The following is a 20,713-nucleotide window of genomic DNA, read 5'->3' on the forward strand; positions in this document are numbered from 1 at the left end:
AAAAGGTCCTCCTTCATAAAGTTAGTTATATCTAACCTATATTCAAAAGAAAATCGGCATCAGATGCCGAGTATCTTTTTCCAACCTGCAGAAAAAAAAGCGTCCAGTGTCTCTGCATAATGCATGGCTTCTTCACGACTGAAGTCGTGGATCACCGCCTCAAACAACGCGGACACATTTGCCGTCACCAACATATGAAATTCCTGCTTTGAAAGTTCATTGACGGTCATATTGTACTGTTTCAAACGCTCGAAATAATCCAGAGTGGATCGTTCCTCCAGTTCTGCCATATCGTGAACAAAACGCTCAAATCTGGTTCCCTGTGAACGACAGATCAGCAGCTTGAAGGCTTCAAAATGGTCGTAGATAAAGCACATCAACCACTTGGTCTCGCTTTCGCTGTCATTCCAGAGCTGCTGTATATCGCCGCATTTCATGACTTCATAACCCTGTTCAACGAACGCCTGATATTTCGCCATCAACTCGCGGATCGTAGGTTCTACAAGCACTGCAAATATTTCCTCTTTGTTCGGGAAATGCCTGTACAACGCACCGACAGTCAGCCCGACTTCATTTGCGATCCTACGCATGGATGCATTCTCAAAGCCGTATTCCATAAATTCTTTGACCGCTGCTTTGAGGATCTTTTCGTGCGATTCGGATTTATCTCTCGGCATATACAGACCTCCCTCTACTGTAAATGAACACCGTTTACTATAAAATATTATCACAATCTCAAAGATTTGTCAAGACAAGTAAACAATGTTTACTAACAACGTACAAAATAATTATTAATCAGATCCCAGATATCAGCATTTATTACAAAAGCGCAGTATGAACTGCTGATTCTAAAAAAACTACCGCGCAGTGTGATGCTGCACGGCAGTATTTTTAGAAAAAAGAATTTTTGCAAATATAATCTCTCAACTTTTTTAGTTCCGGATTTCTGTACAGGTATTTCGTAGCAGTTGCTGGAAAACTTCTATATAAGAATCAACCTAAAAGCAAGTGTTTGAAATTATCACATATACTGATGGAACAAAAGCTGAGGTGTATAAGTCTTGAGTTTATCCTTGGTATCATAGTAGACAGTCAGAACAACAGGCTGCTCATCACCGCTGTCATTTTCATACCAATAGCGATAAATATATGCAGTTCCATCCTTGGTAAAAGCTATACTGTATGGATCCATATCAAGCTCTTTATCTATAGCAGACTTATCTGTACCCGGATTGAACTTATCAAGATTAATAGTATGTTCTTTTTTTACACCTTTGATATCGCTCTTTATTCGTTTAAAATTACAATAACGAACTTCGGTGATCCTGTTTTCATCGTCTGTATTGATAACAACAGCCCACTCGGGATAAGTAACACCATCAATACGCAGATCATCGTCTGACTCGGCTACATAGTTATAATCAATCACAGCCGTAAAACCTTTATATCCAGATTCTTGCTTTATCTTAAAATCAAGCTTCTTTGAAGCTATCTCAAAGTCTGCACCTATAAAATCAGCAGCTTTCTTTGCGTATTTCTCACCTTTGGATCCCATTGATCTTACAATAAGAACGACAGCAAGCACTAAAATGAGCAGCGAAAGCACAACTATTGCTATAAGCTTGATATTATGAAAATCAAATTTTTTTAGATCAGGTCTTTTAAGATGTTTTTTCTTCTCCGTCCTTGTGAATTTATCATCATCCGGAAGAGGATCTTTCTTTTTCTTAAATAGGCGCTCTGCCAGCTGGGTATCAATAAAAAGCTCTGCACTGCAGTACTGACAGATCTTATCATGATCACCGACTGTTTCGCCGCATTTAGGACATTTCATCCAAAACACTCCTTGCATTCAGCAATAACACGCTGTTATTAAATATATATACTCATATGGCTCTGAGCAGTTCTGCTTTCAGAAGCTGCTCACTGCTGTCCTGAAGATAGCAGTAATAATCCTGAAAAGCTATCTCATCATCAGCACCGTCAAGCAGATAAAAAAGGGTCTTTTCAATTATACTTACCCACATTAGAAGTTTTTCATGTTCCTCATCATTAACTCCGTCATTTGAACTACTGCCACGAGATACACACCAGGTCCTGGTAAGACGTATTATGCTGATTATATCATATACAAGATATTTATCGATCACTTCAGCAGAAAGATCATTTTTAAGTATACGGATACTTTCCATGATCTGTATAAAATTATCTTCATTCAGCTCTCCGCCGGACGGACGAAGTCTACCAATAAAACCAAATTCCCATCTCGGATCGTCAACATTTCTGTTGCGGCATGAATGAAATGATAAAATTTCCTGCGCATCACTTTTAGTCATAATATTGCTCCCCCAAAGCTTTTCTGACGATATGTCACGTTTGATGAAATTTTCATACTATTTAATTATATCATATATCCTCAAAAAAATCAATTGCAAGCCTGCACAAAGCAAAAAAAAGATTTTAATGCATTTTACCTACAAAAAGACCGTCAGAACATCACCGACGGTCTGTAAATAACTTAATTTTCAATAGATATAAACTTAAATAATCAAACAGGTATCTTTCCGTTAAGTTTATCAATAATTACCGGCAATTCATTGTCAACAATGTCATTGTTAAGCTGACAAGTACCTGCATTCGCATGACCGCCTCCGCCATAAGAAAGACATAGTGTACCTATATCAAAAGGTGATGATCTGTTTATTATAGACTTACCGATCATAACAGCAGTATTCTGTTTCTTGAAGCCCCAGGCAACGTGAACTGACAACTCGACCTCAGGCCACATAGCATATACCATAAAACGGTTGCCCGCAAATATAGTATCCTCTTTACGAAGGTCTATAACTGCGACCTTGTCATGTATCTCCGTTATACGCTTCAACTGTTCCTTGAACGCATCCTGCTGTTCAAAATAAAGATCCACACGTTCTTTAACATCAGGAAGCTTGAGGACATCCTCAATAGAATGGTCAACACAAAAATCAATAAGTTTCATCATCAGATCATAGTTAGATATACGGAAATTATGAAATCTTCCAAGACCTGTTCGAGCATCCATAATAAAGTTCATAAGCACCCAACCGGATGGATTAAGGATCTCATCTTCCGTAAAATCAGCACTATCACCTTTATCGACTGCTTCCATTATCTCTTCCGATACTCCGTGGAATACAAGCTCGCCGCCATAATAATCATAAACAACCCTTGCGGCGGATTTGGCGTTACCGTCGATTATGTACTTGCCCAGATAATCTTCCAGCTTATTTCTTATAAGCTCACTCTCGTGATGGTCAAAAGCAAGACCTACACGTTTATCAAAAGGCAGGTTGGTAGTTATATCATTTTCTGACAGCTCTATCTTTCCATCCTGAACATCTTTGGGATGAACAAATTTGATCTCATCAATGATCTCGATCTCCTTGAGCAGCATAGCGCAAACCAAGCCGTCAAAGTCACTTCTTGTAACAAGTCTTCTCATGTTTGCCTCCATAATTTACGATATGATCATGTGAAAAATTATTAATGCTCACAAGACGCATTTATCATTTAGCTATATAAATTATAGCAAATTATTTCGTTAATGTCAATATTATTTTATATAAATTCAACCAAAGTTTTTTGTTCTCTTTGTGAAAATGTGTATTTTAAAAATGAAGCAAACAAAATAAGACAGCAGATAAATCAATCTGCCGTCTTATCATTTGGTGTACGATAGGTTCTGAGTATAAATAATGCACCTGCGTGTCCTATAAGACATATCAAAACAGCTTTAATGCCGATAAAACCAGTAAGAACATTACCAATAACAGCACCAACGATAAATATACATATAATACTGAAGTATTCGCGTGCTTTCTTCCTCTGAGATACATCCCGTGATTTAAGATAGGCAAACAGGCTCTCACTTCCGCTGCGAAGATTGCCTGTACACATAGTAGTTGCATATGCATTTCCGTTCAGCCTTCTGAAACCTTCCACCTGCATAGCGCAGGTCAGTGAAACAAGAACATTCGCTATATTATTATGACTTTCAGGAATGAACCCGACCACAGCGATAATAAACATTTCAAGCAATAGAGTGATCTGATGCCAGTGAACTTTGGGATCATCATTGAATTTAGACTTTATGAGTTCCACTGCAAGGACACCGACAACAAAAGAAATGATCGGAATCAGATAATGCACAGCGGCACCAAATTCACATTCAGTTAGTTTCAGTCCCATAAGTACTATATTACCCGTTTGTGCATTAGCGAAGACTCCCCCACGGCTGATATAGGTATAGGTGTCAAGATAACCACCCACAAGAGTCAGCAGTGCGCCTACCTTGAAATTCTCTGCAGCATGTCTTGTTTTGCTCATTTTAGTTTTTGTCTGCCCGCTGTAGGAACAGGGGTAAGCTCCTCAAGTGCGTATGGTGTCTTCTGGTATACGCAATAGTTCAGCCAGTTGGAATAGAGTAGGTTAGCAGAACAGCTCCAGTTGAATATCGGCTGCTGATCAGGATCGTTTCCCGGAAAATAGTTATAGGGTACCTGTATATCAAGACCCTTGCGAACATCACGGAAATACTCCTTTGCAAGAGTTTCTCTGTCATACTCCCAGTGACCGAGCTGGAAGAAAAATCTTTCACTTGAATCACAGATCAGCTGTAGTCCTGCCTCATACGATTCAGCAAGTACAGTCAATTCAGGAACTTTTATAACATCCTCGTGTCTTACCTCGGTATGACGTGAATGGGGACAGTGGAAAACATCGCCAAAGCCTTTGAGTATCATACATTCCGGGTGTTCAATGTGATGCTTGAAATTGCCGAACATCTTACCGTCCAGCGGATACTTGGGCACGCCGTAGTGATAGTAAAGCGCCGCCTGAGCACCCCAGCAGATGTGTATGGTCGAATAAACATTAGTCTTTGACCATTCAAGCACCTGACAGAATTCGTCCCAGTAATCAACTTCCTCATATTCAAGCTGTTCGATAGGTGCGCCGGTTATTATAAGTCCGTCATAACGATTATTTTTTACTTCACTGAAGGGCTTATAGAAAGCAAGCATATGCTCCTGCGAGGTGTTTTTAGAAACATGACTGCTCATCTGGATAAGCTCGATATCAACGTGAAGAGGTGTATTACTCAGAAGTCGTAGCAGCTGTGTCTCAGTTGTAATCTTATCGGGCATAAGATTAAGTATGGCGATCTTCAGTGCGCGGATATCCTGATGCATTGCCCTGTCATTGGGTATCACGAATATCCTTTCTTTTTCAAGTGCCTTGAATGCAGGCAGATCGTTGGGTATTTTTATAGGCATTATATTCCCACCTTTAAATCCTGATATTTTTAGCGAACCATTCCTGCTTAGTGATAGTGTAAACTTCGGTAGGTTCTTCCCTGCCGCCTTTTTGTTCGAGAATGATCTTTGAAGCTCCTGTACGCTCAAGTCCGCACTTTTGCATGACCCTGCCGCTTGCCTTATTATCAGTGAAATGCTGTATTATAATCTTATCAAATCCAATAACGAATATCAGATAAGCTAGAACGGCTTCAAGTGCTTCTGTCATATAACCTTTATTCCACCATTTTTCACCGAGTACAAAACCGATCTCAGCTTCACGCTTTTCAGTATCGACCTTAACAGCAGCGATATCTCCAATTGGTTCTTTTATCTCGGTAAGCTCAATTATCCAGTGAAAATTATCTAGCTTAGCATTAGCCTTGACCACAGAGTTACAATACTCGGTGCTTGCTTCAAGACTTTGATGTGTATTCCAATTAAGGTATTTTGTAACATTGTCATTGTTCGCCCAGTTTTTGTATATGAACGAAGCATCTTTTATACTGAAAGGTCTTATCTTCAGCCTTTTGGTATCAAAGGGCTGAGAGCCTATAAGGTTTAGTCCTTCCATTTTATCCTCCTATACGGTTGACCCACAGCAAGTTAGTTTTACATTAAGATCACGCTGCAGGACCAGATATTTACCAGAAATATTAACTTTTACGATCTTATCAAATCCCTGCGAACAATAGAACTTTATAGTTCTGAGATCATCAGTGCTTACCTGCACAGTAATTAGTTCAAATCCCATGTTTTTAGCTTTGTCAGCAGTATATTCCAACATCATGCCGTCTATTCCGTGTTCTGCATTATCACAGACAAACAAATCCGAGAGGTAAAGTTTACGCATGGCAACGGTAAGTATATCGGTATTCATATCAAATATCATCACAGATGCTGCTATATATTTTACTCCGTCTTTAAGCGCGAAGACTACTCCTTTGTGTTCAATAACAGTATCTTCAACGTGTTTTGCCGCAGGAATATCATTGATAAGAATTCCGACATTTTCAGCTGTTATCTGTTCAAAGCTGAGTTTTCTCATGGTATCACTCCAAATATATTACAATCTTATAATAGTTTCAATAGCAATATCTGCCATAGTGCCGCAGATATCCTTTTCGCCGCTTCCAAGTATGCGCATATCCCATTCATCACCGTCAAGACAGTCAGCGGCATATACGAACTCGTAGACCTCATAACCCCTGAACTGAGCACACGCCATAAGAGCTGCACATTCCATATCAACTGCAGAACAGCCTTCTGCTTTACGAGCGAGCATATTTCTTTTTGTTTCTCGGTAGAATGCGTCGGTGGTCCATATCTTCATTTTGCAGTAAGGCACTTTCAGCTCATCAAATACTTCTGCCAGTCTGTCGGCAGACTTTATTGTTATATAATCAGATGCCGGGGCATAGTGGTAGCTTGTGCCTTCATCACGGTAAGCTTCAGTAGGAACAAGGAGTTTGCCTGATGATATATCCTTATCGAGCGAGCCGCACGAACCGAAGAACAACAGTTTTTTATCCTTTTTAAAAGCAATTTCTTCCATTATACCGACGGAAGCAGCACTTCCGATCGGTGAAAGATAAAATCCTATAGTATCACCTTTATAGTTAAAACTGTAAATCGGTATAGTCAGTCCAGCAGACATTCTTGCTGAACATTCGGTACAATCATAGCGTTCGAGAATACTGTTCACTGTATTGATATTGAATACAACGATGAGTTTTTGAGGAATATCATCGGTATGAGCAAATATCATATCGGGACGCAGTATTTCCTCACCGTCTTTATCGAATGAATCAAGCAAACTCATATTACGCCTCCTCTTTTACAGCATCTAAAACAAAAAGTGCGTCCGCTAGCAGACGCACCGAACTTCCAAACTCAGCCACAGCAAAAAAGCCATAGCAGTTATCCGAAAACGGCTCGTCCCGCACAGCCCGACATGACTATATTATTATTGTACATGACCTTAAATGCGAACATAACGCCGCCTCCCTTGTGATTGTTATTATACCATATTAAACGGATATTGTCAAGTACGGTGGTATGCAGGACATCACCCATTGTTATCCATGCACCAGCGTGGATAACAGGATGAAACGAGTAACTCATACTCTATCCTGTCAAAACACCAATCGCAGTCATATATCCAATCGATATTTCTGTCGTCCTGATAGCAGTGGTAAGTATAATTGATCCGTCGGCGAAAAAGTTCCTCCGACCAGTGAGTGGATATCCATCCCCGCCACTCCGCACTGTTTACTCGCATAAACGCTGCATCGGCGTATTTTTTCCAGTCTTCATCGGAATAGGTATCGACAAGAACAATTCCGTGTTCTTTTTCTTCTTCAAGTTTTTCTATTGAATGGTTAACTTTTCCTATGCGTTTCCAATAAACATGATCTACTGTTTTTTCGACTTCGGCTACAATGACGATACATGAAAAATCGAGATCATCTGGACATGACAATATAGGCAGATTAAGTTTTTCTTTTTCAAGTAGCCATCGCATAAATCTGGCATCGCCATCATTATCGAATGAAGCTGTCCACGTTACGACCAGATCATCAACATGTGCCAGCAACTTCTGTATCTGTCCAAGCCGCAGTTCTTCATACCACTTAGTAAGATATTCATACAAAGGTTTACCATCGATCACGAAACTATCATTCTCGCATTTTTGGGATGTTATTATCTTTTTCAGTTCGATAGTATTCATGACACACCTCTATGCTATTCTTTATAAAGCTATATCCTGAAAGCCTACATCTTCAACCTCTCCGCCTTCAAGACACACTCCTACTCCGTTTTCTTTATCCCATGTACAATCGAAAACAAGAGAGAAAGCTGTATCGTCATAGTCGTCCTGATCGGGAACGGTGATACCTATAAGCGAAACCATATCAAGTATCTCCTCAGCGGTATCTATCTCAGGATAATCGGAATTTTCCTCATCTGAATATCCGAGTTCATCTCTGCGGTCATTGTAGTAATCAAGAATACTATCTGCGACCTTTGAGGTGTAATTTTCCATATTATTTAAAAGATCGGTAAGAACTTCTTTTGCATTGTCGGGAATCATATCCTCGTCATCACTGTCAATCTGCACATCAACTTCATATACCCGACCATTAAAGCTGACTTTTTCTTTTCCGAACCAAGCACCGTCGTACTCGTAATTTTTTTCGATACTCATATTTATTCACATCCTTCGTTTTTATACAATGTGATTTTGAGTGCTGATACAATTATAATTGAAAGTGCAGGAAAAGTCAATAGATTCAACATGAAATACCGATTCTGTAAGTTCAGTATTCAATAAGCGTATAAATCATTATCCCGAACAATTGCATCATAATAATTATTTTTTTGCATTTTTCAGAAAAAAATATGAAAACCCCTTGCTATTTTCAGAAAAATAATGTATAATATTTATATGTTGCTTTTTGTACAAATTTTTAAACAAGGAGAGTTATATTATGAAGATGCTTGATTCAATCGGTTTTGTTACCGGATTTGACAAAGAAGTCGGCGAAGCTATGAACAAAGAGCTGGCTCGCCAGAGAAGAAATCTTGAACTAATCGCCAGCGAGAATATCGTTTCGCCCGCTGTTATGGCTGCTATGGGCAGTGTTCTGACAAACAAGTACGCTGAGGGATATCCCGGAAAGAGATACTACGGCGGCTGTGAGGACGTTGATATCGTTGAGCAGATCGCTATTGACAGAGCTTGCAAGCTGTTCGGTGCTAAGTATGCAAACGTTCAGCCCCACTCCGGTGCGCAGGCTAATACTGCAGTTTATTTCGCACTGCTCCAGCCCGGCGATACAGTTATGGGTATGAGCCTTGACAACGGCGGTCACCTGACACACGGTTCACCTGTTAATATTTCAGGTAAATATTTCAACTTTGTTCCTTATGGTGTAAACGATGAAGGTTTCATCGACTATGACGCTATGGAGAAGCAGGCAAAGGAAGTTAAGCCTAAGCTGATCGTTGCAGGTGCTTCTGCTTACCCCAGAATTATCGACTTCGAGCGCATTTCTCAGATCGCTAAGTCCGTTGGTGCTTACTTCATGGTAGATATGGCTCACATCGCAGGACTGGTAGCTACAGGTATGCACCCCTCTCCTGTTCCTTTTGCTGATGTTACAACTACTACAACTCACAAGACTCTGAGAGGCCCCAGAGGCGGTCTGATACTGACCAATGATGAGGCACTGGCTAAGAAGTTCAACAGCGCTATCTTCCCCGGCACACAGGGCGGTCCTCTGATGCACGTTATCGCAGGAAAGGCTGTATGCTTCGGTGAAGCTCTCAAGCCTGAATTCAAGGCTTACGGAGAGCAGGTAGTAAAGAATGCTCAGAGACTTGCTAAGGGTCTGGTTGACAAGGGATTCGCACTTGTATCCGGCGGCACTGACAATCACTTGATGCTGGCTGACCTTCGTCCTTTCAATATCACAGGCAAAAAGCTTCAGAATGATCTGGATGAGGTTTACATCACCGTTAATAAGAATGCTATCCCTAATGATCCTGAAAGCCCATTTGTAACAAGCGGTGTTCGTATCGGTACTCCCGCAGTTACTACAAGAGGTCTTGTTGAGGAAGACATGGATGTTATCGCTGAGTGCATCTACCTGACAGCTTCTGACTTTGACGCTAATGCTGACAAGGTAAGAGAAATGGTAACAGAGATCTGCAAGAAGTATCCTCTGTACGAATGATCTGAATAAATATAATTTGATTTATACCGCAGTTCATCATTTTTGATGTTCTGCGGTTTTTTACTGTTAATAAAAATGAACAAACCGAATCAAAACGGATAAGTATCATTGGATATGATCAAAAATTATAGTTTTTTTCTATTTTTTTAAGTATATTTAAAACAACGATGACTAAGTATGTGATATAATACGTGTGAAAAAGTTGCAAGCAGAAACTTTCTGAAATTATTTAAGACAGCAAAAGAATACCAGCATCGGAGGTAATTTATGAGATTAGGTACATCATCACCCCTTAGTCATTCTTCCGCAGAAGAGTGGGCAAAAAAACATAAAGAACTTGGCTGCAGAGCAGTAAACTTTCCTGTAAACTCAGATGAACCACAGGATCGAATAGACGAATACAAAAATGCCGCAAATAAACACGGACTTACGATCGCAGAGGTTGGCATATGGCGAAATGCACTTGCATCAAATGAAGCAGAAAGAAAGATAAACCTTGATTACTGTGTAGAACAACTCAGGTTAGCTGACTACCTTGGTGCCCGCTGTGCAGTCAACGTTGCAGGTGCATTCGGCAAAAGATGGGATGGTCACTACAAAGCAAATTTCACCGATGAAGCATGGAAAAAAACTGCCGCTATGATACGTGAGATAATTGACAGAGCAAATGTTAAAAACACCTATTTCACCATTGAGCCAATGCCATGGATGATACCTACCGGACCGAATGAATATCTGAAGCTTCTTGAAATGGTGGACAGGGACAGATTCGCGGTTCATCTCGACGGAATAAATATGATCAATTCGGCAGAGCGCTATTTCGCCTGCGAAGAATTCATAGATGAATGTATAGAAAAACTTGGTAAATACATAAGAAGCTGCCATATAAAGGATGTTCACCTGAAAGAGGAATACACATTCCAACTGGCAGAATGTGCGCCCGGAGAAGGTGAATTTCCTCTCAGATATTATGCAGGCAAACTCAATGAGCTAGACAAAGATATGCCGATCATACTGGAACATCTTGACACGGACGAAGAATACCTTGAATATCTCGGATTTTTAAAGGAAGAACTTGAAGGACTTTACTGATACAGTCAGTAAATATCAGTGATATACTATAATACAAAGACCTCATCGTAAACTCACCGATGAGGTCTTTTTTACAGTATTAATGTAAGCGTATAACCCCCCGCATCATAAAAGCAAACAGCCGGGCAGATAACACCCGGCTGTAACATCATATTCTGGCTTTGATTTCTCCATTTCTCTTTGCGTCCATGTATATTTCTTTGAAATCAGCTTTGCTGTTCGGACCGAATATGATCGGCATAACAGATACAGGCCATCGGAAATGATCGCATTTTTAAATGGCAGAAGCGCTGCATCAAGCAAAGTTGGCATCGGTGCATTTCTCAGCATTTCCTCCCAACTGCTGACAATGCCGTTTACAAGAAAAACAGAATTGTCATCGATCGATATAAATACCGATCCCTTTTTCCAATGTCGCTCAATGATAAATCTGCCGGTGATGCACCCTTTCCAGCTTTTAAGTATCTCCATGTGTTATTCGGGCAGATCCGATCGCTCAAGATAATCATCAATGATCCATGTCCGTTCCCATAAAAAGTGGGCAACCTCCGCAGCATCCTGTGGGTCGATCATTCCTTGCCCGAAATAATCTTCCTCAGGAAGTATATGATATTCTCTGTTCACATAGTCAAGCAGTGGAAAAAACAGTTCATAAAACAGCTTTGCATCTTCATTACTAAGTTTCATTTTCTTCCCTCCATGGTAATAATATCGTTCCCGCAGGCTGTGAAAACAGCTCGGTCAGGTATTTCTCAGCATCAACACCGTTCGCCTGTGCAGTTGAAATGATCGAATACAGCGTTGCACTTGATCTGGCTCCGTTTGCTGTATTTGAAAACAGCCAATTTTTTCGGCCTAACGCAAACGGTCTTATTGCGTTTTCGGCTCTGTTGTTGTCGATAGGCACGTCTCCGTTTTCAAGAAACGTGTAAAGATATTTCCGTTCATTCAACGCATATCTTACTGCATCTGTCAGCTTGCCCTTACCACTGACCTGAACATTTTCAAGCCACGCAAAAAACTCGTCAAGCAAAGGCTTTACCTTCACAAGGCGCTGTTTATATCTGTATTCTGTGGAGCTGTCGGCAAGCAGATTTTCTTCGTGATATATCTTGTTGAAATATTCTACTGCCTTTGCCGCAACAGAAGTGCTGTGCAGCTTTTGGTCGTTCGGAAGAGCCTGAATAAAACCACGCCTTGCATGAGTCATACAGCCGCATCGCTTAGCACCCTCGACTGCATTGTAGGCATCGTATCCGTCACAGATAAGATAGCCGATAAATCCTTTCAGGAAATTCGAGGCGTGCTCACCCTTTCGTGTCGGCTGATAATCGAAAATGATGATGCTCCTGTCATTCATTTTGCCGTTGCAGTAGACCCACATTCTTGATGTCGTGGTAGGCTTTCGGCCTTCCTCGTGAAGCACCTGAACGGTCGTTTCATCGGCATGGATCATCTGCCCTGCGATAAGCATCTCATGCATTTTCTCCACAATCGGCAAACACCATTTTTCGGCAGCAGTGCCTACCCAATTAGACATAGTCGCTTTGAGCAGAGGTATGTTTTTGGAATTAAAGTCCTTTTCCTGACGGTGCAGAGGTACTGACTTTGCATATTTTTCGTAGATGATATGAGCCAGAAGTTCGGGAGAGCAATAGCTTCCCGGGATCATAGCGTGAGGATATGGCGCACGGATGATATGACAAGGTTCGTCCCTTTCTTCGGGCTTTTCTCCGCACTCGGGACACTTGTACTTATGTACTATATGCCTGCGGATATGATATTTTGGCGGCGTAAATATAAGTTCATCGTAAGCCTTTTCGGGAGTCAGTTCTTCCATTTCGGCGCCGCATATTTCGCATACCGGGTTGTCAATTTTGTGATGTTCTTCTTTTACAGGCAGATTGTTCATCCATTCATCGTGAGTGCGTTTTTTCTTGCGCTTGTGTTCGGGAACAGTAATTGTTTCGGCAGATTTAGCTGCGGATTTTTCTTCATTGTTTCCGAACATGGAAAGCTGAACACCGAACTCCTTTTCCATAACAACAGATGTCTGCTCTGTTTTTCTTCCGAATATCTGCTTTCTGAACCACGCTAACTGCTGATTGGCAAGTGCTAGTTCTTCCTTGAGAACAGCGTTTTCATTACGGAGCGATACAATTTCCGATGTCATATTTGGTTCGGACATAAAGCACCCCTCCGTTCGTTATGATACTTTAATGATACCACGAAAAGAGGGGCTTTTCAAGCACATATTCTGAATATTCGGTAAGTATTGCCTTAATACAGCGCCCCCGGCTTTCCCTCACGGATAGCCTTCGGCTGCTCTATTTTCTAAGCCTTCCAGAAGCCAGCGAATTTGCTGAGATGTGAGCATTACTGCTTCGGTCTCACTGCGCGGCCACTGGAATCTTCCGTTGTCAAGGCGCTTGTACAACAGCAGAAAACCATCGCCCTCCCACAGCAGACCTTTGATGCGGTCACAACGTCTGCCGCAGAACAAAAACAATGCTTTCGAGAACGGGTCAAGTCGAAGCTGAGCCTGAACGATAGTCGCAAGTCCGTCTATCCCGCGTCGAAGGTCGGTGTATCCCGTAACAAGATAGACCTGTGCGTCCGCTGCCAGATCATTCAGCATAGCTCATGCACCAAAGCGGTCAGAGTGTCCGCAGATATATCTGCCGGAAGAGATATTTGAAGTCCGTTTTTCTCAATGCGGATATTTTCGTTTGAGCAAGGAACTGATACAGGAACGATGGTCGGAGAATTTTCGATATACTTTTCACGAACTTTTCTTAGGCGGTTGTAATACGTGTTTGGCTTGATCCCTTTTTCTTTGCACCATTCCCGGATCGTCAGACCGCTTGCCTGCTGTGCTTTGATCTGCGCAGACCATTCCTGAAGCTGCATTTCTTTTTTGATTGTTGTGATGGATGTTGTTTTGTCCATACCTGTTACCTCCTTGTCTAATCGTCTCCAATGAACTCCATGGATCAATTTGGATTATTCAATTTACTTCATGGTGTTCCTTGGAGTTTATTATACTTTATTAGACTTCGGTGGGGTAGGTGCTGGGGGTTATACGCTTACGTATTAATAATTATTTGTGAATATAAGTGCAGAAGAATCGATTTTCTCCGTATCAGCAAATCCCGTAAAACTCATAACATACCTTAACTCATCACCTATAGATGTGAATAGATCTATCACACCTTGTACACCATCCTTTCCAAGCGATGGCATCATAGCTCTGCCGATAGCAGCAGCATCAGCACCAAGGGCAAGTGATTTATATACATCAGCTCCGCTCTCAATTCCGCAGTCAACAATTATCTCTACTCCCCTGCCTTCAAGTGCTTTCTTAATATCCGGAAGCATCATCATAGGCGGAACAGCATAGGGCAGTCTTCCGTGGTGATGGCTTACTATTATAGCCTTAGCACCGAGATCAGCACATTTAACTGCATCTTCAACACTCAACACGCCCTTTATTACGAATGGCAGGCCTGATGCTTCGATATATGAGCGTATCATATCTGAAGTCTGAGCAGCCATTTCTTCTCCAACACATATATCATAACCCTTTTCTCCGAAAATATGGTCTATATCCATACCTACCGCAAATGCTCCGCAATCCTCTGCAAATTTCAGCTGATCGCGAACTTTAGCATTATCTGCATAAGGCTTGACTATCCTTACGGTCTTTGCACCGGTCCTGATGATTCGTTCAAACATATCATTTTCCATCATGCCAACAAAATTTAGCACATTCATTTCCTTAGCGGCAATAGAATATTCCTCCAGACCGGTAAGCTCTCTTCCGCCCATATTACCAAGGTGTGAAAATGCTGGCATGAAGATAGGCATACTGAATCTCTCACCAAGAAAAGTCATACTTATATCCGCCTTAACAGAATCGATAAGACGTTCTTTAAACAATATTGAATCCATATATCTTTGCGTTATAACATTAGCATCTCTGAGTCTTATATCCTGCATAATATCCTCCTTCGATATCTCATAATACGAATCTGTCATCTGCTCGATAAAACTATTATAACATCTTTCAAAAGAAAATTGTATCACCTTTAAACGTAAAAATAGAACAAATATGCAAACAAGCTGCCCGAACGGGACAGCTTGTTATGATGATAATACGTTATTTCATATAAGATCTTATATACTGATTTATAGATACGATCCATATTTTTACTTCTTATCGCTGTATGCTATGCCATCTACCTGGAAATGAAGTCCGTTCCCTCCGCCGATATGAGCAAACTCAGTCTGAATAGATTTGCGCACAGGATATCTGCCATTGAATCGTTCCTTTATCACCTTTTCCATTATAGGTATATTCCACACATCACGGAAAAGACAATCCATCTGAACTACGTTTTCAAGTGTAAGCCCAAACAAAGCAAGACGTTTTTCCATTTCATCGAATGCACCGTTTATCTGTTCTTCGACAGTTCCGCCAACATTACCAGCACAGTAATTTATATAATAATTATTTCCTGCCTTGATGATACCGGAATGCGCCCATTCCTCATTAACATCTTTTCTTATGATCTCGCTCATATCAATCTCCCCTATCTTTTTTCTTATTACTCTTATTTGCCTTTTGACCTGACAACGGATTAGCTTCAGCGGCCTGTTTCAGATTCTCATTACTCAGATGGGTATAGATCTCAGTTGTCGCAAGGCTTTCATGTCCGAGTATATCTTTAAGTACCAAGGTATCTACGTTCCCGTACTGGTACATAAGTGTAGCGGCTGTGTGACGAAGCTTATGTGTCGTTATTCCAAGATTGCCAAGACCCGCTTTTTTAAGGCTCTCCTCAACTATCTCCTGTGTCCTTCGTCGGGATATACGAGTATTTCTGTTCGAGAGGAACAAAGCTTTTTCCTGTGTTTGTACTGAAAGACGTATAGGCAGATACGCTTTAAGAGCAGCGATACACGCCTGATTGATATATACCACACGTTCTTTCTGACCCTTACCGAAAAGCCTTATGGTCCCGCTCTCAAAGCTGAAATCGCCAATATCCAATCCACAGAGTTCAGACAAACGCATACCGCAGTTGAGGAACAATGTTATCATACAGTAATCACGCTCAAAGTGATCTGATTCAATTGAAGAAAGAAGGCGCTGTGCATCTTCAAGAGAAAGATATTTAGGCAAAGTCTTCGGAAGCTTCGGAAGTTCAAGCTGAGTCAGTGGGTCAGAAGGGATCGAATTCTTTTTCAGGTAAAGATAAGAATAGAATTGTTTTAGCGCAGATGTCTTCCGCGCACGTGTCTTTACCGAGTTTGATCTTTCGTCTGCCAGCCATTTAAGATAATCATAAGCATCGATAAGCCTTAGTTTGCTGACATATTCAAACGGAACTTCCGATATGGTCATCTCCTCAAAAGGAACATTGTTCGTATCGATATCCTTATGTTTTATTCGTAGATACCGGAGAAATGACCTCAGGTCAATATAATAAGCTTCAACTGTTCTGTCACCGCGGGCTTTTACCAGTTGCATATATGTTAGAAAATCAGCAAGATATTCCGGACAATCATCATAATATTCTTTTTTCATTTTCTGATCTCCATATCATAATATAAAAATGTTTGGTATAACTTCAATATTTATGATTATACACCAACATTTAAAATAAGTCAATAAAAGCTTCGGGATATATTTCCCGAAGCTTTCGCGGTCAAAAACCTTCTGCTGTACGTTGTTTGCGTATCTCGATGCGTTTTTTTGCACCCTCCCATTCAGCCTCTTCTGTTATACCCTCGGGAATAAGACCATATCCTATGGGTTTGGGTCTGCCGTTTTCGTCCACATGAACGCAAGTAAGGTACGCATGATTTATTGCACGTCGTATACCGGTGCCTTTATCTTCAACATAAGTATCAACACGCACCTCCATAGATGTTCTTCCGACATATGTGACCTTTGCGATAAGTACGACGATATCATTTATGAAAGCACCGTGTTTGAATTTAAGGCTGTCCACCATAAGTGTAACAGCATTACCTCCGCAATGACGCATAGCAGCAACTCCTGCAGCTTCATCTATCCATTCCATAAGCCTGCCGCCAAAAAGACGGTTTTCTCCATTTATATCACGGTACTGGATAAGTTTGGTTATCTCTGTAACAGAATCACAACTCCGTTTAAATCCATTTGGATACGTCATACTTCTATATTCCTCCCGTTTTTTTACAGCTGTCAAGATATCTCATATTAATATCCGTCAGTAATCTGCTGACCTTGTTAGCATCAGGTCTGTCAGGCAGCTTGCTGTTTTCATATGCAGTAAGCAGTTTTTTATCCATCCGGTTCACCATATCAAAAAATTCAGCAGAAAGTGAATTCTGTTCATCATTGAAATATTCGCCTGTTTTTATGCTCATTAGCAGGTCATGCTCCTTTTCACGGTATGTGATTATCTCACCGCGAGCAAGTATATCCTCTGCCATAAAATACAGACGCAAAAGATGCATGGCGTGTTTATTCAGATGGTAAGTGTCCTTTTTATGATTGCGGTGACCAAGATGCTTATTGAATTCTTTAAGACAAGAAGTTATCTCATTTGAAATGATATTGAATTCCACAGCAGGAAGCCTATCTATATCAAGGGAGAAGCAAAGCTGAACTTCATCATCACTTATCGGTTTTCCGTTTACTGTGACCTCAGTAACCGTATCATTAAAAAGGATACCAACATCATAAGCATCTACAGGAATGCCGTTGACCGTTACAGATTCACCATTTTTATCTGTAACGAACATTTTAAGGGCTCCTCGTGTATAATGAGGGCACTCTGCTTCAAGATGGCGCTGTATGCGTTCAATAGAATCGGCAAGACTAATGCATCTGAATACATTTGAACCATTATCCTTACCTATGGCATTTTTCAGCCTCTGAAATTGTCCCCTTGCATAGCCTGCAAATGAATCGTAAGCAAGTTTACTAAGAAATAACTCCCTGTTATCAAGAAGTAACTGTCCATATTCACTGACTTCAGCATAATGCTCGGGTCTGCAGCCCAGCATTTCAATTGTATTAGGGTTACATTTGTAAAAAAGCCCTACTATCTTGCCAAGCACATAAAGTGTAGTATCCGTAGTACGGTCTATATACTGTTCAAATCCGCCTGCACCATAAATATAATGGTCGTTAGAACGCTGTGAACCTTCTCTTATAAAACCACAGCCAAGAAGATCTGAAGGTTCAGGCATTATAATGCCGCGGATGTCAATATCCGACTGCGGTGTATTCAATCCATAGGAAATGCTTCCGCCGAAAGTCAGCAGAGCTATACGCTCACCAAGATAGTGATCTTGACGAAGGAAGCTGTATCCGGGATCAGAAATTATTCTGTTAATATCCATTTTATCATTAATTCTCATATTATCATCTGTACAGTCCAAGCTTCTTTATAGCTGATGCAACGATAACACTTCTGGGTTTAAGCTGATAGGTATTATTATTTCTATAAATTAGGGCGTTAAAATCAGTACCTTTTTTATATGGTACATAAGTATAGAAATCAATATTCCAGTCATAGCCTTCAGGAAGTTGGGGAAGTTCCACGAAACAATCCTCCCAATATGCATTTATACCTATAAATACTGCATCGCTGTTACCCTTTTTATCCTTCCCAGCAAACATTACGCCGATCACATGGTCATGATCATTTGTCTTATCATTCCAGGCGGTGGTGTTATGTATACTGGTATCGGGGAAACCAAAAGCTCCTTCATTTGTTGCATGGCGAATGACTTCATGCTTCATTCTGAAAGCGATCATATCCTTTACAAAATCATGGATCTCCCGATATTTTTTCAGTCTTGACCAATCAAGCCATGATACCTCGTTATCCTGACAATAGGCATTATTATTTCCGAACTGGGTATTGCAGAATTCATCGCCGGCATAGAACATAGCAGCACCCCTGCTGAAAAAAAGTGTAGCAAAGGCATTTTTGATCATACGCATCCTGAGCCCCATGATCTCGCGATCATCGGTTTCTCCCTCAACTCCGCAGTTCCAGCTTGTCATGCTGTTATCACCATCGGTATTGTTCCAGCCATTGGCTTCGTTATGCTTGATATTATACGAGTATAGATCATACATTGTAAAACCATCATGGCAGGTCAGGAAGTTAACAGATGCATTATGCCAGCGTTCCGGCGGATAGAGGTCAGCCGAACCGGTTATCCTTTGTATAGCCGCCCATGCTTTGCCGTTATCACCTTTCAGAAAACAGCGCAGGTCATCACGGAATCTTCCGTTCCATTCAGCCCATCGGTTCCATGACGGAAAGCTGCCGACCTGATAAAGGCCGCCAGCATCCCAAGCTTCCGCTATTAGTTTACAGCCGCTAAGAATAGGATCATAAGCTATAGTCTTTAGCAAAGGAGGATTCTCCATAGGGGTACCATCCTCACTTCTTCCAAGGATAGATGCAAGATCAAATCGGAAGCCGTCGACCCTGTATTCGATGACCCAGTATCGCAGACAGTCAATAATAAACTGCTGTACCACAGGATGATTGCAGTTCATGGTATTTCCGCAGCCGCTGAAATTAACATACTTACCATCCGGAGTTAGCATATAATACACGCTGTTGTCAAGACCCTTGAAAGAAAATACCGTACCGTCTTCGTTTCCTTCGGAAGTATGATTAAAGACTACATCAAGAAAAACGAGTATGCCATTCTCATTACAGATACGTATAAGATTTTTGAGTTCGTCACCTTCATGGTTATATTCTGCGCTGGAGGCATAGCTTGTATTCGGAGCAAAGAAACAAGTGGTATTATAACCCCAGTAATTCATCAGAAGATTGCCGTTATGCTGACGCTCTTCATATAATTCATCAAACTCAAATACAGGCATTAGTTCGATCGCATTAATGCCAAGTTTTTTCAGGTAAGGGATCTTCTCGATAACACCGTTAAAAGTTCCCGGATGCTCTACTCCAGAAGTCAGGCTGTTAGTAAATCCCCTGACATGAAGTTCATAAATAACGAGATCACTGAATGGGATATTTCTCTTTACAAAGGTACCCCAGTCAAATTTATCGGTAGTTATCCTGCCATGATAGCAGTCCTCCGCCCCTGATTTTTTTCCCCAAACGCTCTGACCTGTAACAGCCCTTGCATAAGGATCAAGGATATTGGTCTTGCTGTTGAAAAGATGTCCTTTTTTAGGATCATATTCACCCGAAAAGCGGTAGCAGTACTCTATCTCGAATATATCAAGATCATAGATCATTATTGACCATGTATCTCCTATTCGGTAGCTGTCAGGTATAGGTATTATAGCGAAGGGTTTTGTTTCACCCCTCTTGAAAAGCACCACCGAACAACCTGTGGCGTTAGCGGAATGGATAGTAAAATTGACAGCCTTCAGCATCGCAGAAGCACCGTTAAGAGTATATATACCGGGACGGCATTCAAAACCTGCGATGATATCAGTAGCTTTGTAAGTTGAAGAATTTTTCATATTATCACAGCCTTATACGGTATTGTACCTTA

24 protein-coding genes are annotated in these 20,713 nt (G+C 41.0%); 2 read left to right on the plus strand and 22 right to left on the minus strand.

Annotation, left to right across the window (positions count from 1 at the left end; all coding sequences use genetic code 11):
- Positions 1-59: 59 nt before the first annotated feature.
- The 11 genes from RUMAL_RS10325 to RUMAL_RS20780 form a co-directional block, all read right to left on the minus strand.
- Complete coding sequence (locus RUMAL_RS10325; RefSeq protein WP_013498690.1) at positions 60-677, minus strand: TetR/AcrR family transcriptional regulator; 618 nt, start codon at positions 675-677, stop codon at positions 60-62.
- A gap of 344 nt (positions 678-1,021) precedes the next feature.
- Positions 1,022-1,834: a zinc ribbon domain-containing protein gene (locus tag RUMAL_RS10330; RefSeq protein ID WP_013498691.1), complete on the minus strand. Its 813-nt coding sequence runs from the start codon at positions 1,832-1,834 to the stop codon at positions 1,022-1,024.
- A gap of 52 nt (positions 1,835-1,886) precedes the next feature.
- Positions 1,887-2,336 carry a hypothetical protein gene (locus RUMAL_RS10335; protein WP_013498692.1) on the minus strand — a complete coding sequence of 150 codons (450 nt, stop codon included), beginning with the start codon at positions 2,334-2,336 and terminating at the stop codon, positions 1,887-1,889.
- A gap of 212 nt (positions 2,337-2,548) precedes the next feature.
- Entirely contained in the window at positions 2,549-3,481 is a 933-nt protein-coding gene (locus RUMAL_RS10340) for a DHH family phosphoesterase (protein ID WP_013498693.1), read from the minus strand.
- Between the two features lie 203 nt (positions 3,482-3,684).
- Positions 3,685-4,365 carry a YoaK family protein gene (locus tag RUMAL_RS10345; RefSeq protein WP_013498694.1) on the minus strand — a complete coding sequence of 227 codons (681 nt, stop codon included), beginning with the start codon at positions 4,363-4,365 and terminating at the stop codon, positions 3,685-3,687.
- Entirely contained in the window at positions 4,362-5,312 is a 951-nt protein-coding gene (gene metA / locus RUMAL_RS10350; protein ID WP_013498695.1) for a homoserine O-acetyltransferase MetA, read from the minus strand. Before metA ends, RUMAL_RS10345 begins: the two co-directional genes overlap by 4 nt.
- 13 nt (positions 5,313-5,325) lie before the next feature.
- Complete coding sequence (locus RUMAL_RS10355; RefSeq protein ID WP_013498696.1) at positions 5,326-5,907, minus strand: GNAT family N-acetyltransferase; 582 nt, start codon at positions 5,905-5,907, stop codon at positions 5,326-5,328.
- A gap of 9 nt (positions 5,908-5,916) precedes the next feature.
- The gene (locus tag RUMAL_RS10360) at positions 5,917-6,381 is read right to left on the minus strand and encodes an N-acetyltransferase (protein ID WP_013498697.1); all 465 of its coding nucleotides are present in this window, start codon (positions 6,379-6,381) and stop codon (positions 5,917-5,919) included.
- Between the two features lie 18 nt (positions 6,382-6,399).
- Positions 6,400-7,155 carry a nucleoside phosphorylase gene (locus RUMAL_RS10365; RefSeq protein WP_013498698.1) on the minus strand — a complete coding sequence of 252 codons (756 nt, stop codon included), beginning with the start codon at positions 7,153-7,155 and terminating at the stop codon, positions 6,400-6,402.
- Between the two features lie 246 nt (positions 7,156-7,401).
- Positions 7,402-8,064 (minus strand): hypothetical protein, encoded by a 663-nt coding sequence (locus RUMAL_RS10370; protein ID WP_013498700.1) that lies wholly within the window; start codon positions 8,062-8,064, stop codon positions 7,402-7,404.
- Positions 8,065-8,085: 21 nt separating this feature from the next.
- On the minus strand, positions 8,086-8,541 hold the full coding sequence (locus tag RUMAL_RS20780) for a DUF6985 domain-containing protein (protein WP_013498701.1): 456 nt from the start codon (positions 8,539-8,541) through the stop codon (positions 8,086-8,088).
- Between the two features lie 283 nt (positions 8,542-8,824).
- Between RUMAL_RS20780 and glyA the strand changes: the two genes are divergently transcribed.
- Positions 8,825-10,072 (plus strand): serine hydroxymethyltransferase, encoded by a 1,248-nt coding sequence (gene glyA, locus RUMAL_RS10380; RefSeq protein WP_013498702.1) that lies wholly within the window; start codon positions 8,825-8,827, stop codon positions 10,070-10,072.
- A 267-nt stretch (positions 10,073-10,339) separates the two neighbouring features.
- The gene (locus RUMAL_RS10385) at positions 10,340-11,164 is read left to right on the plus strand and encodes a sugar phosphate isomerase/epimerase family protein (RefSeq protein ID WP_013498703.1); all 825 of its coding nucleotides are present in this window, start codon (positions 10,340-10,342) and stop codon (positions 11,162-11,164) included.
- 105 nt (positions 11,165-11,269) lie between these two features.
- On the opposite strand, the gene RUMAL_RS10390 is transcribed toward RUMAL_RS10385, so the two are convergent.
- The 11 genes from RUMAL_RS10390 to RUMAL_RS10440 form a co-directional block, all read right to left on the minus strand.
- Positions 11,270-11,635 (minus strand): hypothetical protein, encoded by a 366-nt coding sequence (locus RUMAL_RS10390; protein WP_043550757.1) that lies wholly within the window; start codon positions 11,633-11,635, stop codon positions 11,270-11,272.
- Positions 11,636-11,638: 3 nt separating this feature from the next.
- On the minus strand, positions 11,639-11,851 hold the full coding sequence (locus RUMAL_RS10395) for a hypothetical protein (RefSeq protein WP_043550632.1): 213 nt from the start codon (positions 11,849-11,851) through the stop codon (positions 11,639-11,641).
- On the minus strand, positions 11,841-13,352 hold the full coding sequence (gene tnpC / locus RUMAL_RS10400) for an IS66 family transposase (protein ID WP_013483805.1): 1,512 nt from the start codon (positions 13,350-13,352) through the stop codon (positions 11,841-11,843). Before tnpC ends, RUMAL_RS10395 begins: the two co-directional genes overlap by 11 nt.
- 117 nt (positions 13,353-13,469) lie before the next feature.
- Positions 13,470-13,802: an IS66 family insertion sequence element accessory protein TnpB gene (gene tnpB / locus RUMAL_RS10405; RefSeq protein WP_013498704.1), complete on the minus strand. Its 333-nt coding sequence runs from the start codon at positions 13,800-13,802 to the stop codon at positions 13,470-13,472.
- On the minus strand, positions 13,796-14,113 hold the full coding sequence (gene tnpA / locus RUMAL_RS10410) for an IS66 family insertion sequence element accessory protein TnpA (RefSeq protein WP_013483496.1): 318 nt from the start codon (positions 14,111-14,113) through the stop codon (positions 13,796-13,798). The genes tnpB and tnpA overlap by 7 nt, the downstream gene beginning before the upstream one ends.
- Positions 14,114-14,257: 144 nt before the next feature.
- Positions 14,258-15,163 carry an alpha-hydroxy-acid oxidizing protein gene (locus RUMAL_RS10415; RefSeq protein ID WP_013498705.1) on the minus strand — a complete coding sequence of 302 codons (906 nt, stop codon included), beginning with the start codon at positions 15,161-15,163 and terminating at the stop codon, positions 14,258-14,260.
- A gap of 210 nt (positions 15,164-15,373) precedes the next feature.
- Entirely contained in the window at positions 15,374-15,745 is a 372-nt protein-coding gene (locus RUMAL_RS10420; RefSeq protein ID WP_013498706.1) for a RidA family protein, read from the minus strand.
- Position 15,746: 1 nt separating this feature from the next.
- Positions 15,747-16,754 carry a tyrosine recombinase XerC gene (locus RUMAL_RS10425; protein WP_013498707.1) on the minus strand — a complete coding sequence of 336 codons (1,008 nt, stop codon included), beginning with the start codon at positions 16,752-16,754 and terminating at the stop codon, positions 15,747-15,749.
- A gap of 121 nt (positions 16,755-16,875) precedes the next feature.
- Positions 16,876-17,364: an acyl-CoA thioesterase gene (locus RUMAL_RS10430; protein ID WP_013498708.1), complete on the minus strand. Its 489-nt coding sequence runs from the start codon at positions 17,362-17,364 to the stop codon at positions 16,876-16,878.
- A gap of 4 nt (positions 17,365-17,368) precedes the next feature.
- Positions 17,369-18,562, minus strand: coding sequence for a DNA polymerase beta superfamily protein (locus RUMAL_RS10435; protein WP_013498709.1), 1,194 nt, complete (start codon positions 18,560-18,562; stop codon positions 17,369-17,371).
- A gap of 22 nt (positions 18,563-18,584) precedes the next feature.
- Entirely contained in the window at positions 18,585-20,681 is a 2,097-nt protein-coding gene (locus RUMAL_RS10440; protein ID WP_013498710.1) for a glycogen debranching protein, read from the minus strand.
- Positions 20,682-20,713: the final 32 nt, after the last annotated feature.

This window comes from Ruminococcus albus 7 = DSM 20455 (assembly GCF_000179635.2).
Taxonomy (GTDB): Bacteria; Bacillota; Clostridia; order Oscillospirales; family Ruminococcaceae; genus Hominimerdicola; species Hominimerdicola alba.

Bases quoted from the DNA above. Each gene is read 5' to 3' on its own strand.
- RUMAL_RS10325 (WP_013498690.1), bottom strand. From the start codon at position 677: ATGCCGAGAGATAAATCCGAATCGCACGAAAAGATCCTCAAAGCAGCG.
- RUMAL_RS10330 (WP_013498691.1), bottom strand. From the start codon at position 1,834: ATGAAATGTCCTAAATGCGGCGAAACAGTCGGTGATCATGATAAGATC.
- RUMAL_RS10335 (WP_013498692.1), bottom strand. From the start codon at position 2,336: ATGACTAAAAGTGATGCGCAGGAAATTTTATCATTTCATTCATGCCGC.
- RUMAL_RS10340 (WP_013498693.1), bottom strand. From the start codon at position 3,481: ATGAGAAGACTTGTTACAAGAAGTGACTTTGACGGCTTGGTTTGCGCT.
- RUMAL_RS10345 (WP_013498694.1), bottom strand. From the start codon at position 4,365: ATGAGCAAAACAAGACATGCTGCAGAGAATTTCAAGGTAGGCGCACTG.
- metA (WP_013498695.1), bottom strand. From the start codon at position 5,312: ATGCCTATAAAAATACCCAACGATCTGCCTGCATTCAAGGCACTTGAA.
- RUMAL_RS10355 (WP_013498696.1), bottom strand. From the start codon at position 5,907: ATGGAAGGACTAAACCTTATAGGCTCTCAGCCCTTTGATACCAAAAGG.
- RUMAL_RS10360 (WP_013498697.1), bottom strand. From the start codon at position 6,381: ATGAGAAAACTCAGCTTTGAACAGATAACAGCTGAAAATGTCGGAATT.
- RUMAL_RS10365 (WP_013498698.1), bottom strand. From the start codon at position 7,155: ATGAGTTTGCTTGATTCATTCGATAAAGACGGTGAGGAAATACTGCGT.
- RUMAL_RS10370 (WP_013498700.1), bottom strand. From the start codon at position 8,064: ATGAATACTATCGAACTGAAAAAGATAATAACATCCCAAAAATGCGAG.
- RUMAL_RS20780 (WP_013498701.1), bottom strand. From the start codon at position 8,541: ATGAGTATCGAAAAAAATTACGAGTACGACGGTGCTTGGTTCGGAAAA.
- glyA (WP_013498702.1), top strand. From the start codon at position 8,825: ATGAAGATGCTTGATTCAATCGGTTTTGTTACCGGATTTGACAAAGAA.
- RUMAL_RS10385 (WP_013498703.1), top strand. From the start codon at position 10,340: ATGAGATTAGGTACATCATCACCCCTTAGTCATTCTTCCGCAGAAGAG.
- RUMAL_RS10390 (WP_043550757.1), bottom strand. From the start codon at position 11,635: ATGGAGATACTTAAAAGCTGGAAAGGGTGCATCACCGGCAGATTTATC.
- RUMAL_RS10395 (WP_043550632.1), bottom strand. From the start codon at position 11,851: ATGAAACTTAGTAATGAAGATGCAAAGCTGTTTTATGAACTGTTTTTT.
- tnpC (WP_013483805.1), bottom strand. From the start codon at position 13,352: ATGTCCGAACCAAATATGACATCGGAAATTGTATCGCTCCGTAATGAA.
- tnpB (WP_013498704.1), bottom strand. From the start codon at position 13,802: ATGCTGAATGATCTGGCAGCGGACGCACAGGTCTATCTTGTTACGGGA.
- tnpA (WP_013483496.1), bottom strand. From the start codon at position 14,113: ATGGACAAAACAACATCCATCACAACAATCAAAAAAGAAATGCAGCTT.
- RUMAL_RS10415 (WP_013498705.1), bottom strand. From the start codon at position 15,163: ATGCAGGATATAAGACTCAGAGATGCTAATGTTATAACGCAAAGATAT.
- RUMAL_RS10420 (WP_013498706.1), bottom strand. From the start codon at position 15,745: ATGAGCGAGATCATAAGAAAAGATGTTAATGAGGAATGGGCGCATTCC.
- RUMAL_RS10425 (WP_013498707.1), bottom strand. From the start codon at position 16,754: ATGAAAAAAGAATATTATGATGATTGTCCGGAATATCTTGCTGATTTT.
- RUMAL_RS10430 (WP_013498708.1), bottom strand. From the start codon at position 17,364: ATGACGTATCCAAATGGATTTAAACGGAGTTGTGATTCTGTTACAGAG.
- RUMAL_RS10435 (WP_013498709.1), bottom strand. From the start codon at position 18,562: ATGGATATTAACAGAATAATTTCTGATCCCGGATACAGCTTCCTTCGT.
- RUMAL_RS10440 (WP_013498710.1), bottom strand. From the start codon at position 20,681: ATGAAAAATTCTTCAACTTACAAAGCTACTGATATCATCGCAGGTTTT.